This is a genomic window from Bradyrhizobium sp. 155 (genome assembly GCF_023101105.1).
In the GTDB taxonomy this organism is placed as follows: Bacteria; Pseudomonadota; Alphaproteobacteria; order Rhizobiales; family Xanthobacteraceae; genus Bradyrhizobium; species Bradyrhizobium canariense_D.
This window is the reverse complement of the sequence record NZ_CP064704.1, coordinates 461,654-477,609: the sequence shown is the minus strand read 5'-3', so window position 1 is coordinate 477,609 and position 15,956 is coordinate 461,654. Positions and strand designations below refer to the sequence as shown.

Here is a 15,956-nt window from a genome sequence, read left to right as displayed (position 1 = left end):
GGATGCCCGGGACGAGCCCGGGCATGACGAAAAACAGATGCGCTTATATGTGTGGCGAGCAAACGGGGCGCCCCCTACTGCTTCTTGATCAGGCTCCATTTCGTGATCACGGCCTCGCTCATCTGGCCGGGATCGCTGGCGCAGGCGACTTCGTCGACCTTGACCGAGATCTCCTTGCCGGCAAACGTCTTCAGCTGCGCTGCCTGCGCGTCGCCGCTGGGAACGAGCTGGAAGGTTTCGGGTCCGGTCTCGAGATTGCACAGCCCGCTCGGCGGCGGCAGTCGGCGCGGCTCGGAGGTGATCTGGTAGGTCGCAACCCGCTTGCCGACGTTCTCGACGTCGCGCACTTTCATCGTGTTCAGCTCGCCCGACAGCACCTCCCCGGCATTGATCGGCTTGCCGGGCTTCGACGGCGGCGGAGCCCCGTCGTCCTGTTGCGCGGAGATGGCCGGCGTCGCCAGCATCGTCAGCGTCGCGACCAAAGCCCATCGTGTGGCGAAAAGTTTCGTCATGTCGTCCGTTCCGTAAGTCTGGATGGCTAGAACAGGGTGCGCTGCCGCATCGCGGCCGATAGCGTACCTTCATCGAGATAATCAAGCTCGCCGCCGACCGGCACACCATGGGCGAGCCGGGTTACTTTTACGTTGGCGTCCTGAAGCAGGTCGGTGATGTAATGTGCCGTGGTCTGGCCGTCGACGGTGGCATTCAGCGCCAGGATGACCTCATGCACCTGTGCCTCATGCGCGCGCGCGACCAGCGCCTCGATGGTGAGGTCCTGCGGGCCGACGCCGTCGAGCGGCGACAATGTCGCACCCAGCACGTGATAGCGCCCTTGAGTGGCATTGGCCCGTTCCAGCGCCCAGAGATCGGCAACGTCGGCGACGACGACGATGATCGAGGGGTCGCGCCTCGGATCGGTGCAGACCGTGCAGGGACTTTGCGTGTCGATGTTGCCGCAGGTCTTGCAGACCTGGACCTTCTCGAGCGCGACCTGCATGGCCGAGGACAGCGGTATCATCAGCGCTTCGCGCTTCTTGATCAGATGCAACGCGGCGCGCCGCGCCGAGCGCGGACCGAGGCCCGGCAGCCGCGCGAGAAGCTGGACCAGCCGCTCGATTTCAGGACCCGCAACAGCGCCCATCCTACTGGCCGAACAGCCCCGACAGCCCCGGCGGCAGACCGAGCCCGCCGGTGAGCGACTGCATCTTCTCCTGCATGGCGGCTTCCGCCTTGCGGCGGGCCTCGCCGAAGGCGGTGACGAGCAGATCCTCGAGCACCTCGCGCTCTTCCGCCTTCATCAGCGAAGGTTCGATCTTGACGCCCTTGACGTCCATCTTCGCGGTCATGCGCACGGCGACGAGACCGCCGCCGGAGATGCCCTCGACCTCGACGTTGGCGAGCTGGTCCTGCATCTCCTGCATCTTGGATTGCAGCTGCTGCGCCTGCTTCATCATGCCGAAAATATCGACCATCGGTGCTGTCCTTGGTTGGCGCGATGACTCATCGTCGCGCCTTCGCTGATTGTTTTGAGCGTGATCCAGTCGGAAAAGCGCTGCACGCTTTTTCCGGATCATGCTCTAGAGATCGTCGCCGTCGGAACCGTCGGGCGGATCGTCACTGCCATAGTCGGCGTTAATATCGGATTCCGGCGCCTCGGGGGCAAGCCTGCGGACCTCGACGACCTTCGCACCCGGAAACCGCGACAGCACCTCGCGCACGCGCGGATCGGCCTCGGCGGTGCGCGCATGTTCCTGCTTGGCCGCCTGGCTTACCGAGCGCAGCGTCGGCTGGCCCGGCTCGTTGGAGACGATCACGGTCCAGCGGCGCCCGGTCCAGAGCTCGAATTTTCGCGCGAGATCGGAAATCATGGTCTTGGAGGCGTTCGGCTCGAGCGCGACTTCCAGCCGGCCCTCCTCGAAACGAACGAGGCGCATGTCGCCTTCGAGCGCGCCCTTGGTCAGGAGGTCGCGCTTCTGCCCGGCCAGGGCAACGAGCTGGGTGAAGCTCGTGACGCGCAACACGGGCGTGGCAGCTTGCGGATCCGGCGCGGGTGTTGCCATCTGCGGACGAGCACCACCGCCGCCGAACGAGGACGGTGACGAATTCGGCATGCGAACGGGAGCCGCGGACGCCACCGGCCCGGCCGGCGCGTTGCGCGCGGCACTGCCGCCGCTCACGACCGGCGAACCACCGCCGTTCTGCTCCAGCATCTTGATCGCTTCGTCAGGCGTCGGCAGGTCGGCGACATAGGCGATGCGCACCAGCACCATCTCGGCGGCTGCGGCGGGCCGCGTCGCGGCCTGCACCTCGGTGATGCCCTTGAGCAGCATCTGCCACATCCGCGACAGCACGCGCATCGAGATCTTCGAGGCGAAATCCCGCGCGCGCACGCGCTCGGTCTCGCCATAGGCGACGTTGTCGGCGGTCGCCGGCACGATCTTCACGCGGGTGACGAAATTGACGAATTCGGCGAGATCCGAGAGCACGACGATCGGATCGGCGCCGACGTCGTACTGGTCGCGGAACTCCCTAAACGCGGACGCGATGTCGCCACGCGCCAGAGAATCGAAAAGATCGATGACACGGGTGCGGTCGGCGAGCCCCAGCATCTGCCTGACGGCATCGGCCTTCACGGTGCCTGCCGCATGCGCGATCGCCTGATCGAGCAGCGAGAGCGAATCGCGCACCGAGCCTTCCGCGGCGCGTGCGATGATACCTAGTGCTTCGGGCTCGATCTCGACGTTTTCCTTGGCCGCGATGTTGGCCAGATGCTTCATCAGCACGTCGGCCTCGACGCGGCGCAGGTCAAAACGCTGGCAGCGCGACAGCACCGTGACCGGAACCTTGCGGATCTCGGTCGTTGCGAACACGAACTTGGCGTGCTCCGGCGGTTCCTCCAGCGTCTTCAGGAAGGCGTTGAACGCCGCCGTCGACAGCATGTGGACTTCGTCGATGATGTAGACCTTGTAGCGGGCGCTGGCCGGCGCGTAGCGGACGCTGTCATTGATCTGACGGACGTCGTCCACGCCGGTGTGCGAGGCCGCGTCCATCTCCAGCACGTCCATGTGCCGGCTTTCCATGATGGCCTGGCAATGCACGCCGAGCGTCGGCATCTGGACCGTCGGGCCCTTCACCGAGCCATCCGGCATCTCGTAGTTGAGCGCGCGGGCAAGGATGCGCGCAGTGGTGGTCTTGCCGACCCCGCGGACGCCGGTGAGAATCCAGGCCTGCGGAATGCGACCGGTCTCGAACGCATTTGAGACGGTGCGGACCACGGCTTCCTGGCCGATCAGATCGTCGAACGAGGAAGGACGGTATTTCCGCGCCAGCACCCGGTAGGGCGTGCTGGCCCGGCCGGCGCTGTCAGGGTTGGGAGGGGCGCCAGCGTCGGTCATCGGTCGATCCGCAATGAAGTGTCTTTCGGCCGGCTTTGCGGAAAGGAGCGCGCTGGCGGCCCGAGCCGCCGGCGCAATTCGCTCGGAAAAACAGGTAGGAGACTGACGAGCGACCCGATCCGGACCTCGTTAGGGCTGCTTCCTTCCGGACCTGACCCGGTTGGCGAGTGGCTCGTCCACCGCCAATCTCCCGGCCCCTATTTGGGGCCAAAAGGACCGGAAAGCAAGCGGGTATCGGCTTGAACAGGCGCGGCTTCATGGTGGCTTGCCCAGCATCCGGGCAATTCCTGGTCTGCCCAGCCGATAGGCTGTGCTTTCACTGCCGGAGGCGCCTTGGTAAGAACGCTGCCGGAACTTCTTCCAACAGAAAAGCGATTGATCCCAATGGTTACACGTCGTGATGTTGCATCGATTGTCGGACTTGGCGCGATCGGCGCGGCGACGCTGGCCTCCCCTGCCGTGGCGCAGACCGCCGATACCAACGAATCGACCTTCGCCCGCATCCGCCGCACCAAGAAGATGCGGATCGGCGCGGTCGGCGGCGGCGCGCCCTATTACATGAAGGATCTTTCGACCGGCCAGTGGAAAGGCTTTTACGTCGACATCGCCAAGGCGCTCGCCGAGGACATGGAGGCCGAGCTCGAGATCACCGAGACCACCTGGGGCAATTCGGTGCTCGACCTGCAGTCCAACAAGATCGACATCTTCTTCGGCCTCAACCCGACCCCGAAGCGCGCGCTGGTGGTCGACTTCTCGGTGCCGGTCTTCAACAACGCCTTCGGCATCCTCTGCAAGAAGGACTTCAAGCCGAAGAGCTGGGCCGAGCTGAACTCGCCCGACATCAAGATCGCGGTCGACCAGGGCTCCTCGCACGACCAAGTCGTGAGCCGCCTGACGCCGAAGGCGCAGATCTCGCGGCTGAAGACCGCCGACGACGCCACCGCCGCGCTCCAGACCGGCCGCGTCGACGCGCAGTGCCTGATCACCATGCTGTCGCTCACGGTGCTGAAGAAAAATCCCTCGCTGGGCCAGTTCGTGCTGCCGACGCCGATCTTTGCTACCACGTCGAACGCCGGCTTCCGCCGCGAGACCGACAAGACCTGGCGCGACTACGTCAACACCTGGATCGACTTCAACAAAGGCCTCGGCTTCATTCGCAACGCCATCATCACCAACATGGAGCTGGTGGGCGTGACCGAGGCGGACATTCCGCCGGGCGTTTCGCTGTAGTCTTCCACTGTCATTCCGGGGCGCCCAAAGGGCGAACCCGGAATCTCGAGATTCCGGGCTCGATGCTTCGCATCGCCCCGGACGACAATGCCGGCGGTCAAGGCGTTCGACGAGTAACACACGCATGTATCAGTGGGACTTCGGCATCCTCTGGAGCTATCGCTGGCTCTTTCTCAACGGGCTCGGCGTCACCGTAGGCTTCACCGTGGTCATCGTCGTGCTTGGCCTCGTCTTCGGCCTGTTCGGCGCGTTCGGCACCCTGTCGCGCTTTCGCGCGGTGCGCCTGCTCGCGCTCACCTTCATCGAGGCGTTCCGCTGCACGCCGATCCTGGTGCAGCTGATCTGGTTCTATTACGCGCTGCCGATCCTGGCGGGTGTCGAGATGACCCCAATCACGGCGTCGGCGCTGGCGCTGTCGCTCTATGGCGGCTCGTTCTATTCGGAGATCATCCGCGGCGGCATCATCTCGATCGACCGCGGCCAGTCCGAAGCCGGTGCCGCGCTCGGTATGACCCCGGGACAGAGCATGCGGCGCATCGTGCTGCCGCAGGCGATCAAGCGCATGATCCCGGCGCTGATGAACCAGTCGATCATCCAGTTCAAGAACACCTCGCTGGTCTCGGTGCTGGCGGTGCCTGATCTGGTCTATCAGAGCCAAGTCGCCGCCCATGACAGCTACCGTCCGCTGGAAACCTACACCGCCGTCGCGGTCGCCTATGCGGCGATCCTGATCCCCCTGACCATCATGGTCCGGCGCGGCGAGAAGCGACTGGCGGTCGGCGAATGAGCGACACCTCTTCCAAGATCGAGATCCGGGCGCTGCGCAAAAGCTTTGGCAGCAACGAGGTTTTGAAGAGCATCAGCCTGGATGTCGCGAAGGGCGGCGTCGTGGCGCTGATCGGCCCGTCCGGCTCCGGCAAGTCGACGCTGCTCCGCTGCATCAACCTCCTGGTGACGCCCGACGGCGGCAGCGTTCGCGTCGGCGACACCCGCTTTTCGTTCGGCGAGGGTACGAAGCTCCCCGATGTGAAGACGCTGGCCAAATTCCGTACCACCACCGGCATGGTGTTCCAGCATTTCAATCTGTTCCCGCACATGACGACGCTGCAGAACGTGATGGAGGGACCGGTCACGGTGCGGCGCATGGCCAAGGCGGACGCCGAGAAGCTGGCGCGGGCCCAACTCACGAAGGTGGGCCTTGCAGAGAAGGCCGACCAATATCCGGCAACGCTCTCCGGCGGACAGAAGCAGCGCGTCGCGATTGCGCGGGCGCTCGCCATGGAGCCGGACGTGATGCTGTTCGACGAGGTCACCTCCGCGCTCGATCCCGAGCTTGTCGGCGAGGTCTTGAACGTCATGCAGCAGCTGGCGTCGGAGGGCATGACCATGGTGATCGTCACCCACGAGATCGCCTTTGCCCGCGAAGTCGCCGACCGTCTGATCTTCATGCGCGACGGCGTCGTGGTCGAGGAAGGCCCGGCGCGACAGGTGATCGACAATCCGCAGGAAGGAGCGACGCGCGCGTTCCTCAGCCATTTCCACCGCACCGGCGCGCTGCCGCCGGTTACAACGGCATCGTGATGTCCGAAATCGATCGCGTCTATCTTGTCACCGGCGCCGCCAGCGGCATCGGCCGCGCCACCGCAAAACTGCTCGCGGGGCCCGGCACTGCGCTGCTGCTGCACACGCGCTCCAACGCAGCCGGCCTCGACGCCACGGCGGCGGAAGCCGAAGCGCAAGGCGCGATCGTCGCAAAATGCCTCGGCGATCTCGCCGAGGAGACCGCGGCCACCGACACCGTCGCCGCTACGCAACGTGCCCTCGGCCGGCTCGACGGATTGATCCTGATCGGCGGCCATGCCCGGCGCGGCAGCGCCATCGGTACGCCGGCGGATCAGTTCCGCAAGGCAATGGACGAGTCGGCGCTGGCGTTCACACGGTTGGTGGACGCCGCGCTGCCGCTGCTGCGTGCAGGGCGAGATTCGCGGATCGTGGCGGTGTCGTCGTTCGTCGCTCACGCGATCCGGCCGGAGTTCGCGCCCTTTGCAGCGACGGCCGCGAGCCGCTCCGCGCTCGAAGCGCTGGTGCGGCTCACCGCAGTCGAGCTCGCCAGGGAGGGCATCACCGTCAACGCCGTCGCGCCGGGCCTGATCGTCAAGGACAAGCCCAGCGAAAGCCGGCTTACACCCGAGCAGATCGCCGCGACCGAGACGCTGATCCCGATGGGCCGCCGCGGGCGACCGGAGGAAGTCGCCGAGATCATCGCCTTCCTGGCATCCCCAAAAGCATCCTACGTCACCGGCCAGGTCTGGCACGTCAATGGAGGCCTGACATGACCGAAGCCACCATCGAACGTCTCAGGCTGTTCCTGATCGAGAGCCCGATCAAGATGGCGCGCCTCCAGGGCGTCGGCAACGTCAAGGGTACGGTGAAGCGCGTGCTGCTGGAGCTCACGTCGAGCGACGGCGTGATCGGCTGGGGCGAGGCGGCACCATGGGAAGTGTTCACGGGAACGCCGGAAGCGGCGTTCGCCGCGCTCGACATCTATTTGCGGCCAATCGTGCTCGGCAAGTCGGTGCGCCGCATCCGCGCGCTGATGGCCGAGCTCGATCGTGCGCTGGTCGGACATGCCGAAGCCAAGGTCGCGATCGAGATGGCGCTGCTCGACATCGTCGGCAAGTCGTCGGGACTTTCGGTCGCCGACCTGCTCGGCGGGCGCGTACGCGACACGATCCCGCTGTCGTTCTCGATCGCCGATCCGGATTTCGCCGCCGATCTCGAACGCATGCGGAAGATGGTTCCGGACGGCAATTTGATCTACAAGGTCAAGACCGGCGTGAAGCCGCATCGCGAGGATCTCGATCATCTCGCGGCGATCCGGAAAGAATTCGGCGACAAGGTCGATCTACGCGTCGATTACAACCAGGCGCTGGCGCCGTTCGGCGCCATCAAAATCCTGCGCGATATCGAGCAGTTTGCGCCGACCTTCATCGAGCAGCCGGTGCCGCGCAAATTTCTCGACGTGATGGCGCAGCTCACCGCGGCGCTGGAAACGCCGGTGCTCGCCGACGAAAGCTGTTTCGACCGCCGCGACATGATGGAGGTGGTGCGCCGCGAGGCGGCAGATGCCGTCTCGATCAAGCTGATGAAGGCCGGCGGCCTGTTCGAGGCGCAGGCGATCATGGCGATCGCTGACATCGCGGGCCTGCCCGGCTATGGCGGCACGCTGTGGGAGGGCGGCATCGGGCTTGCCGCCGGCACGCAGCTGATCGCCGCGACGCCGGGCATCTCGCTCGGCTGCGAATTCTACATGCCGCATCATGTGCTGACCGAGGACGTGCTGGAAGAGCGCGTCGCCAATCGCGGCGGCCACGTCGTGGTGCCGGACGGTGCCGGCCTCGGCATCCGCGTCAGCGAAGCCTCGGTCCGCGCCAATGCGCGGGTGTTGGCGGAGGGGTAAAGGCACGCCCCCACCGTCGTCCTGGCGAAAGCCAGGACCCATTGCCCCAAAGAGAAGTTGCGGCACGAGGTCGGTAACCCCGAATCTTCGCCAAACCCAATCCGATGGTAATGGGTCCTGGATCGGCGCTGCGCTTGTCCAGGACGACGATCGCGTATGCCGCCTCTGCGGAGCGCCATCCTTCCCCAATCAGATTCCGTATCGTATGGTCGCAGCAAATATTCAGGGGTTCCGCCCCGCCATGCCCGATCCCATCGGGCCATCCGGAAACCTTTATGTCCGAACCCGCCTGGTCGCTGCACTCCCGCCTGAAAGAGGACACTATCGACATCGGCGATTTGCCGCTGTGCAAGGTCTTGGTCATCAAGGACGCGCATTATCCCTGGCTGCTGCTGGTGCCGCGACGCGCCGACGCGGTGGAGATCATCGACCTCGACGAGGTGCAGCAGGCGCAATTGATGACGGAGATCTCCCGCGTCTCGCGCGCGCTGAAGGAGATCACCCAATGCGACAAGCTCAACATCGCGGCACTCGGTAACCTCGTGCCGCAGCTTCACGTCCACATCATCGCGCGCCGCACCAGTGACGCCGCCTGGCCGCGGCCGGTCTGGGGCGTGATGCAGCCCTTGGCGCACGACGCCACCGAGGTGCAGAGTTTCATCAGCGCGCTTCGCCGCAAGATCTGGTTGGGTTGAAAGAACAAGAAATGTCAGCATTCGACTCGTTTCCACTGGGACAACCCGCCTTCGTCACCAACATTCTCGACCGCGCCGCGCATCTGCGCCGCGACGACGAAAAGCTGTTCGCGATGGAGCAGAAGCCGTCGTCGCGCGCCTATGTGGTCTATCGCGACTCACTGCTGGTGAAGCGCGAGGGCGACAAAGTGCGCGCGCTGCTCGGAATCGACGAGGCGTTGAAATGCGGCGCCAATCCCGGCACGATCTTCTTAGGCTTGCGCGGCGGCGCCGCGATGTTCGGGATGGGCCTGTCGCAGGCCGCGTCCGAGAAGCTGATCGGGCGCGAGGACTACGCCCTCAGCGAGCTGCGCGGCATGGCGATGCAGGGCGCGGTGCCGCCGCAGGAGCTGTCGGCGATCGCGATGGCGAAGTCGATGGTGAGCTGGCATCAGCGCCACGGCTATTGCGCCAATTGCGGCACGCGTACCGCGATGAAGGAAGGCGGCTGGAAGCGGGAGTGCCCGAGTTGCAAGGCCGAGCATTTCCCGCGCACCGACCCTGTCGTGATCATGCACGTCGCCGCCGGCGACAAATGCCTGCTCGGCCGCCAGAAGCAGTTTCCGCCGGGCATGTATTCCTGCCTCGCCGGCTTCGTCGAGGCCGCCGAAACCATCGAGGACGCGGTGCGCCGCGAGATTTTCGAAGAATCCGGCATTCGCTGCACCGAGGTGCAATATTACATGACCCAGCCCTGGCCCTATCCGTCGTCGCTGATGATCGGGTGCAGCGCGCGGGCGGTGAGCGAGGACATCGTCGTCGATCACTCCGAGTTGGAGGATGCGCGCTGGTTCACGCGCGAGGAGGCGGCCTTGATGCTGACGCGGACGCATCCTGACGGGCTCGCCGGCCCGCATCCGTTTGCGATTGCGCATCACCTGCTCGGCCGCTGGGTGCACGACAAGAGCTGAGACGGAGATGGCTGCACCAGGGATCGCGCCGCGCATCCTCTGCATCGGCATTCCCGTGCGCGACCTGACCTTTCGTGTCGAAACCGTGCCCGCGCGCGGCAGCAAGGCGAATGCCAGGCATCTCGCGGAGATTTGCGGCGGCAACGCACTCAATGCCGCGATCGCTATCGCTCGGCTTGGTGGCCGCGTCGCGTTCGCAGGTCCGATGGGCGATGCGCAGGAGACGTCGAGCGGCTTCATTCTCGACCGCATGACATCCGAAAATATCGACACAAGCCATATCGTGCGCATACCTGATGCGAGCACGCCCGTCTCTGCCATCATCATTGACGCGACGGGCGAGCGAACGCTCACGATCTATCGCGATCCGGCCCTGTGGACAGTCGAGCTGCCCGACGCCGACAAGCTGCTCGCCGATTGCCGGGCGGTTCTCGTCGAAAGCCGCTGCGCCGCGTTCGCAACTTCGCTCTGCACCGAGGCACGCCGGCGCGGCATTGCCGTCATCGTCGGCGTCGACCGCGCGATGTCGTTGCAGGACAGCCTGCTCACGGCCGCCTCACATCTGCTGTTCGCCAGTGACCAGTTGCAGGAGACAGCCGGCATCCCCGATGACGGCGCGGCATTGAAGCGCCTGGCCGCGCTCACGCCCGCCTTCCTCGCCGCCACCCGCGGTCCGTATGGCACGATCTGGCTGAACGAGACCGGCGCATTGGAGCAGACGCCGGCCTTCCCGGTTCAGGCCGTCGATACGCTCGGCGCCGGCGACGTCTTCCATGGCGCCTTCACGCTTCGCTTCGCCGAAGGTGGCGGCGTGCGGCAGGCGCTGCGATTCGCCGCGGCCGCCGCGGCGCTGAAATGCACCCGTCCTGGTGGCGGCCTGGCCGCCCCGCAACGCGTTGAAGTTGAAGAGCTTTTGAGCACGTCGCCGGCGGCGACGTTGGAGCGGGCGCCAAGATTATAGACTTGCTATAGAAAGATTTTCTCTATATCAGGGAAAACGTCCCTTGAAATGGAACAAAGTTCTTCAAATGACCGATCTCGCCGTCCCACTCCCCGAGACCAGCCGCCGCCTCGACGCCATCGACCGCAAGATTCTGATGGTGCTGCAGGACGATGCCTCCCTCTCCGTCGCCGAGATTGGCGACCGCGTCGGCCTGTCCTCGACCCCCTGCTGGAAGCGCATCCAGCGCTTGGAGGCCGACGGCGTGATTACCAAGCGGGTGGCGCTGGTCGACCAGAACAAGATCGGGCTCGGCATCTCCGTGTTCGTGTCGGTCGAGAGCTCCGACCATTCCGACGCCTGGCTCAAGAGGTTCGCCGACGCCGTCAGCGCCATGCCTGAGGTGATGGAGTTCTATCGCATGGCCGGCGACGTCGATTACATGCTGCGCGTCGTCGTCGCGGACATGCAGGCCTATGACGTGTTCTACAAGAAACTGATCAGCGCCGTGCCGCTGAAGAACGTCACCTCGCGCTTCGCGATGGAGAAGATCAAGTCGGTCACCGCGCTGCCGATCCCGGCTGTGGTTGCGGCTTAAGGCTCACCACACGCAAACTGTCATCGCCCGGCTTGACCGGGCGATCCAGTATTCCAGAGACGATGATGGGGTTCGGATAAGCCGCGTACTGGATGCCCCGGTCAAGCCGGGGCATGACAGCAGGTGAGACTAGCCTCGCGCCTCAAATCTTCTGATTGTACTCGCCGACTTCGGGATGGGTGCGCAGCACGCTGTTCACCATCTCGAACATGTCGTGCATGCGCTGCTCGGAGACCGGGCTCTCGACCACGACAACGAGCTCGGGCTTGTTGGAGGAGGCACGCACCAGGCCCCAGCTGCCGTCCTCGACCGTGACGCGGACGCCGTTGACGGTGACGAGATCGCGGATCGACTGGCCGCCGATCTTGGCGCCCTTGGCCTGCAAGGCCTCGAAGTGCTTCACCACCTTGTCGATGACGCCGTATTTGGTCTCGTCGGCGCAATGCGGCGACATCGTCGGCGACGACCAGGTCTTCGGCAGCGCGTTCTTGAGATCGGCCATCGACTTGCCGGGGGCGCGGTCAAGCATATCGCAGATCGCCAGCGCCGAGACGAGACCGTCGTCATAGCCGCGTCCATACGGCTTGTTGAAGAAGAAGTGGCCGGACTTCTCGAAGCCGGCGAGCGCACCCGTCTCATGGGTGCGGCGCTTCATGTAGGAATGGCCGGTCTTCCAGTAGGTGGTTTTTGCACCCTGCTTCTGCAGCACCGGATCGGTGATGAACAGGCCGGTCGACTTCACGTCGACGATGAACTGCGCGTCCTTGTGGATCGCGGACATGTCGCGCGCCAGCATCACGCCGACCTTGTCGGCAAAGATCTCCTCGCCGGTGTTGTCGACGACGCCGCAGCGATCGCCGTCGCCGTCGAAGCCGAGACCCACATCGGCCTTGTGCTGCAGCACCGCGTCGCGGATCGCGTGCAGCATCTCCATGTCTTCGGGGTTCGGATTGTATTTCGGGAAGGTGTGGTCGAGCTCGGTGTCGAGCGGGATCACCTCGCAGCCGATCGCCTCCAGCACCTGCGGCGCGAATGCGCCGGCGGTACCGTTGCCGCAGGCCGCGACAACCTTGAGCTTGCGCTTGAGCTTCGGGCGGCTGGTGAGATCGGCGATGTAGCGCGCCGGATAATTCTCGTGGAATTGATAGGAGCCGCCGGCCTTGTTCTTGAACTCGGCGCCCAGCACGATCTCCTTCAGCCGCGTCATCTCGTCGGGACCGAAGGTCAGCGGGCGGTTGGCGCCCATCTTCACGCCGGTCCAGCCATTGTCGTTGTGCGAGGCCGTGACCATGGCGCAGCAGGGCACGTCGAGGTCGAACTGCGCGAAATAGGCCATCGGCGTCACCGCGAGCCCGATGTCGTGCACCTTGCAGCCTGCTGCCATCAGGCCGGAGATCAGCGCATATTTGATCGAGGCCGAATAGCCGCGGAAATCATGACCGGTGACGATCTCCTGGCTGACGCCGAGTTCTGCGATCAGCGCGCCCAGCCCCATGCCGAGCGCCTGGATTCCCATCAGGTTGATTTCCTTCTGGAACAGCCAGCGCGCGTCGTATTCGCGAAAGCCCGTGGCCTTCACCATCGGCTCGGATTCGAAGGCATAGGTGTTGGGCAGCAACACGGATTTCGGCTTGGGGAACATTGAGACGGTCTCGTGAAAAAAGAGCCAGGATTTGATGCAGCCTTAGCGAATGCCGGGCTGCAGCGGAAGGCGGGAATGGCAGCTTATGGATGATAATTGCGGCAGTTTGGTAACGGGAAATCTGTCCGCGAGAGCGATCGAAATAGAGATTTTCTTGAAATATGTGTCGCCGTCGCCTTTGGGAGGACCTTTACTGCTCCAGCACCATCTGACCGTTGGCGTATTCGAAGCGCCTGAGGCGGGAGAGGAAGGAGAGACCGAGCAGGTTCTCGGACAGTGCTTCGTCGGGCAGCACCATGGCATCGACGTCGCGCACGATTAGGCCGCCGACATCGAGCATGGCGATGCGAGTGCGCGCGGCCTTGATGGTGCCGTTGGCGGTGGAGACGGTGGCGTTGTAATCGCTGCGCGAGGGACGCAGGCCGAAGCGGGCGGCCGAGGTCTCGTTCAGCGCGACCACGGAGGCGCCGGTGTCGACCATGAAGCCGATGCGCTGGCCTTCGATCCGGCCCTCGGTTTGGAAGTGGCCGCGGCCGTCGCGGGGGATGTTGAGGCTGCGGCCGCCGGCCGCCGCGGTGGACGCGACTGCGACCGTACGCGGCACCGACGTCGCCGAGGCGGAGCTCATCCTGTCCGCCATCTGCGCCATGAAGGTGCCGAGGCCGATCATGATCGCCGCGAAGATCATTATGTTACGCATCACACCACTCGAAGCCGAAGCTCGATTTCACCACGCGGAAGGCCGCTCCGCGAGCGACGCTGCGGCCAGAGCGGTGCTATTTTGACGAAAAGGATGAGCGGACGGTTAATGCGCCGGTGTCGCGGATACGACATATCCTCATCCTGAGGTGCCCGCGAAGCGCGGGTCTCGAAGGGCCCGGCCACCAGCGGGGCCGTCATCCTTCGAGACGCTTGCTACGCAAGCTCGTCAGGATGAGGAATTGGCAACGGCGCCTGGGACTAGAACGGGCTCACCGAGAAATACCGCAGCCACAGATCGGTGTAGCGGCCCTTCTCCCAGACGCGGAACATCGCCCAGTTCAGGGCCTGGCGCAGCACGTCGTTGCCCTTGCGTACGGCGATGCCAATGCCCTCGCCGAAGAAACGGCTCTCGACGAAGGGGCCGCCGGAGAAGGCGCAGCAATCGCCGGAATCCGTGCCGTTGATCCAGAACGCGAGCGCGATGGCGTCGCCGAAGATGAAATCGACCTCGCCCTTGCGCAAGGCGCCGCGCATAGCGTCGTCGTTGGGATAAGGGTGCAGCTCGGCGTCGGTGAACAGGGCCTTGAGATAGGCCTCATGCGCGGAGCCGGCGATGACGCCGACCTTCTTGCCTTCGAGATATTCGGGCCGGATCTCCGGCATCACCGCGTCCTTGCGCGAAGCAAAGCGCGCAGGCACGCGGTAATAGGGATCGGTGAAGTCGACCCGGGCGCGGAGCTGCGGACTCACCGCCATCGAGGCGATGATGGCATCGCCCCGGTTGGAGGCGAGCGCATCGACCAGCGTCTCGAAGCGCCGCATCTGCACCGTGCAAGTGACCTTGATCTCCTCGCACAGCGCGCGCGCGAAGTCGACGTTGAAGCCGGCCGGATTACCGTCGGCGCCGGTGTAGTTGAACGGCGGATAGTCGGTCTCGGTCAGGAAACGGATCACGGTCAGGCGCGACAGGTCCGGCCGCTCCGGCCGCCGCCGCGGGTCCCAGAAACCCGGCACCGCCTGCGGGGCGGCTTGCGGCGCGACCTGAGGTGAGGCTTGCGGCGCCGTTGGGGGCTGCTTGGCCGGGGCCTGCGCCTGCGCGGACGGCGCAGCAGCGAGCGCGCAGACGCCGACGATCAGCCCGGTCAGCAAGCCACGGGCGGATTTGGACGATTTCGCCTGTTGCGATGGAGCCATCGGCTGAAATGAACGATTTTCGTTGGGATCGGAGGGCCTTATAGCCCATCCGGCCGGGAACGCGAGCGCGGATTGCGGTCAATAGGGAAGCCTACAGATACCGCTTCAACTCCCCTGCGGCTTCTTCCGGCGTGCGCTTCAGGTTGAACGGCGAGACGAAGCGGCCGTCGCGATCCATCAGATAGATCAGCGCCGTGTGGTCCATGGTGTAGTCGCCGTCCTTGGTCGGGACCTTCTTGGCATAGACCCGGTAGGAGGTGATCACCTTGGCGGTCTCGGCAGGATCGCCGCTCAGCCCTTCGAGGTGCGGGTCGAAGCTCGACAGATAATCCTTCATCGCGGCCGGCGTATCGCGCTCGGGATCGACCGAGATGAAGACGGCATTGACCTTGTCGGCGTCCTTGCCCATCGCGCGCAGCACTTCCGAGATCTCGAACAGCGAGGTTGGGCAGACGTCGGGACAATGGGTGTAGCCGAAGAAGATCAGGGTCGGCTTGCCCTTGAGGTTCTTGTCGGTGACGGTCTTGCCGTTCTGGTCGGTGAGCTGGAACGGGCCGCCGATCGCGGCCGGCTGCGCCACCTTGCCGACCCCGCCCATGGCCCAGAATACGATCAGCAGCCCGAGGACGAGGCTTGCGGCGAAGGCGGTCGCGATCACCAGCGGACGGGCGGTAGGGCTCATGAGCGGAAAACTTCCTGTCGCGTGTCAGAAGCAGGCGGCAAGACCGGTCCTGATCATTTCGAAGAACACCTGGCTGCCGTAGTGGAACCAGAGCGCGAGCGCGCCGAGCACGACCAGGCCGCCGACGCCAGCACCTGCCAACAGCAGCACGACCGGCGTCCGGCCGGCAGTGGGCGAATTGTCCGATACAGGATGGGTAGGGTGCAGTGGTTGAGCCATGACAACGATCGGGGTGAAGGGTTCCCTGCCTTTCAAATAGGCGCTGGGACCGGGCCGGGCAAGCGCGGCGGGCGGGCTGGAGAACTTGTGATACGGAGGTTCTCCGTCATGCCGGGCTTGCGCGGCCGAAGCCGCTTCCGCGAGGCGAAGGCCCGGGCATCCACGGACTTTCCAGCCGGGCCCAAGAACGTGGATGGCCGGGACAAGCCCGGCCATGACGACAGATTAGTGAAAGGCGAATGACTGCCG

18 protein-coding genes and 1 other RNA gene are annotated in these 15,956 nt (G+C 64.9%); 9 read left to right on the top strand and 10 right to left on the bottom strand.

Annotation, left to right across the window (positions count from 1 at the left end):
* Positions 1 to 74: 74 nt before the first annotated feature.
* The 5 genes from IVA93_RS02285 to ffs form a co-directional block, all read right to left on the bottom strand.
* The gene (locus IVA93_RS02285; protein WP_247541847.1) at positions 75 to 512 is read right to left on the bottom strand and encodes a hypothetical protein; all 438 of its coding nucleotides are present in this window, start codon (positions 510 to 512) and stop codon (positions 75 to 77) included.
* Positions 513 to 538: 26 nt separating this feature from the next.
* Positions 539 to 1,141, bottom strand: a complete 603-nt coding sequence (recR, locus tag IVA93_RS02280) for a recombination mediator RecR (RefSeq protein ID WP_018453017.1) — start codon at positions 1,139 to 1,141, stop codon at positions 539 to 541.
* 1 nt (position 1,142) lies between these two features.
* Entirely contained in the window at positions 1,143 to 1,472 is a 330-nt protein-coding gene (locus tag IVA93_RS02275; protein ID WP_247541845.1) for a YbaB/EbfC family nucleoid-associated protein, read from the bottom strand.
* 105 nt (positions 1,473 to 1,577) lie between these two features.
* Complete coding sequence (locus tag IVA93_RS02270; RefSeq protein WP_018453016.1) at positions 1,578 to 3,395, bottom strand: DNA polymerase III subunit gamma/tau; 1,818 nt, start codon at positions 3,393 to 3,395, stop codon at positions 1,578 to 1,580.
* 94 nt (positions 3,396 to 3,489) lie between these two features.
* An RNA gene (ffs, locus tag IVA93_RS02265) (signal recognition particle sRNA small type) lies at positions 3,490 to 3,586 on the bottom strand.
* Positions 3,587 to 3,779: 193 nt separating this feature from the next.
* On the opposite strand from ffs, the gene IVA93_RS02260 reads away from it, so the two are divergent.
* From IVA93_RS02260 to IVA93_RS02220, 9 genes are all read left to right on the top strand, one after another.
* Positions 3,780 to 4,625 carry a transporter substrate-binding domain-containing protein gene (locus IVA93_RS02260; RefSeq protein ID WP_018453015.1) on the top strand — a complete coding sequence of 282 codons (846 nt, stop codon included), beginning with the start codon at positions 3,780 to 3,782 and terminating at the stop codon, positions 4,623 to 4,625.
* Between the two features lie 124 nt (positions 4,626 to 4,749).
* The gene (locus IVA93_RS02255) at positions 4,750 to 5,412 is read left to right on the top strand and encodes an amino acid ABC transporter permease (protein ID WP_018453014.1); all 663 of its coding nucleotides are present in this window, start codon (positions 4,750 to 4,752) and stop codon (positions 5,410 to 5,412) included.
* On the top strand, positions 5,409 to 6,206 hold the full coding sequence (locus IVA93_RS02250; protein WP_018453013.1) for an amino acid ABC transporter ATP-binding protein: 798 nt from the start codon (positions 5,409 to 5,411) through the stop codon (positions 6,204 to 6,206). Before IVA93_RS02255 ends, IVA93_RS02250 begins: the two co-directional genes overlap by 4 nt.
* Complete coding sequence (locus tag IVA93_RS02245) at positions 6,206 to 6,961, top strand: SDR family NAD(P)-dependent oxidoreductase (protein WP_247541843.1); 756 nt, start codon at positions 6,206 to 6,208, stop codon at positions 6,959 to 6,961. Before IVA93_RS02250 ends, IVA93_RS02245 begins: the two co-directional genes overlap by 1 nt.
* Positions 6,958 to 8,085, top strand: a complete 1,128-nt coding sequence (locus IVA93_RS02240; RefSeq protein WP_018453011.1) for a muconate cycloisomerase family protein — start codon at positions 6,958 to 6,960, stop codon at positions 8,083 to 8,085. Before IVA93_RS02245 ends, IVA93_RS02240 begins: the two co-directional genes overlap by 4 nt.
* A 275-nt stretch (positions 8,086 to 8,360) precedes the next feature.
* Positions 8,361 to 8,780 (top strand): HIT domain-containing protein, encoded by a 420-nt coding sequence (locus IVA93_RS02235; RefSeq protein ID WP_018453010.1) that lies wholly within the window; start codon positions 8,361 to 8,363, stop codon positions 8,778 to 8,780.
* Between the two features lie 11 nt (positions 8,781 to 8,791).
* Positions 8,792 to 9,730 carry an NAD(+) diphosphatase gene (gene nudC / locus IVA93_RS02230; protein ID WP_018453009.1) on the top strand — a complete coding sequence of 313 codons (939 nt, stop codon included), beginning with the start codon at positions 8,792 to 8,794 and terminating at the stop codon, positions 9,728 to 9,730.
* A 7-nt stretch (positions 9,731 to 9,737) separates the two neighbouring features.
* Positions 9,738 to 10,691 carry a sugar kinase gene (locus IVA93_RS02225; RefSeq protein WP_018453008.1) on the top strand — a complete coding sequence of 318 codons (954 nt, stop codon included), beginning with the start codon at positions 9,738 to 9,740 and terminating at the stop codon, positions 10,689 to 10,691.
* Between the two features lie 67 nt (positions 10,692 to 10,758).
* A complete protein-coding gene (locus tag IVA93_RS02220) occupies positions 10,759 to 11,268 on the top strand; it encodes an Lrp/AsnC family transcriptional regulator (protein WP_018453007.1) in 510 nt (169 codons plus the stop codon).
* 142 nt (positions 11,269 to 11,410) lie between these two features.
* Here the strand turns inward: IVA93_RS02220 and IVA93_RS02215 are convergent, their stop codons facing one another.
* The 5 genes from IVA93_RS02215 to IVA93_RS02195 form a co-directional block, all read right to left on the bottom strand.
* The gene (locus IVA93_RS02215; protein ID WP_018453006.1) at positions 11,411 to 12,910 is read right to left on the bottom strand and encodes a phosphomannomutase/phosphoglucomutase; all 1,500 of its coding nucleotides are present in this window, start codon (positions 12,908 to 12,910) and stop codon (positions 11,411 to 11,413) included.
* A 190-nt stretch (positions 12,911 to 13,100) separates the two neighbouring features.
* On the bottom strand, positions 13,101 to 13,610 hold the full coding sequence (locus tag IVA93_RS02210; protein ID WP_026232438.1) for a TIGR02281 family clan AA aspartic protease: 510 nt from the start codon (positions 13,608 to 13,610) through the stop codon (positions 13,101 to 13,103).
* 260 nt (positions 13,611 to 13,870) lie between these two features.
* A complete protein-coding gene (locus IVA93_RS02205) occupies positions 13,871 to 14,806 on the bottom strand; it encodes an ABC transporter substrate-binding protein (protein ID WP_018453004.1) in 936 nt (311 codons plus the stop codon).
* 91 nt (positions 14,807 to 14,897) lie between these two features.
* A complete protein-coding gene (locus IVA93_RS02200; protein ID WP_018453003.1) occupies positions 14,898 to 15,488 on the bottom strand; it encodes an SCO family protein in 591 nt (196 codons plus the stop codon).
* A gap of 24 nt (positions 15,489 to 15,512) precedes the next feature.
* Positions 15,513 to 15,707, bottom strand: a complete 195-nt coding sequence (locus IVA93_RS02195; protein ID WP_026232437.1) for a hypothetical protein — start codon at positions 15,705 to 15,707, stop codon at positions 15,513 to 15,515.
* Between the last annotated feature and the right edge of the window lie 249 nt (positions 15,708 to 15,956).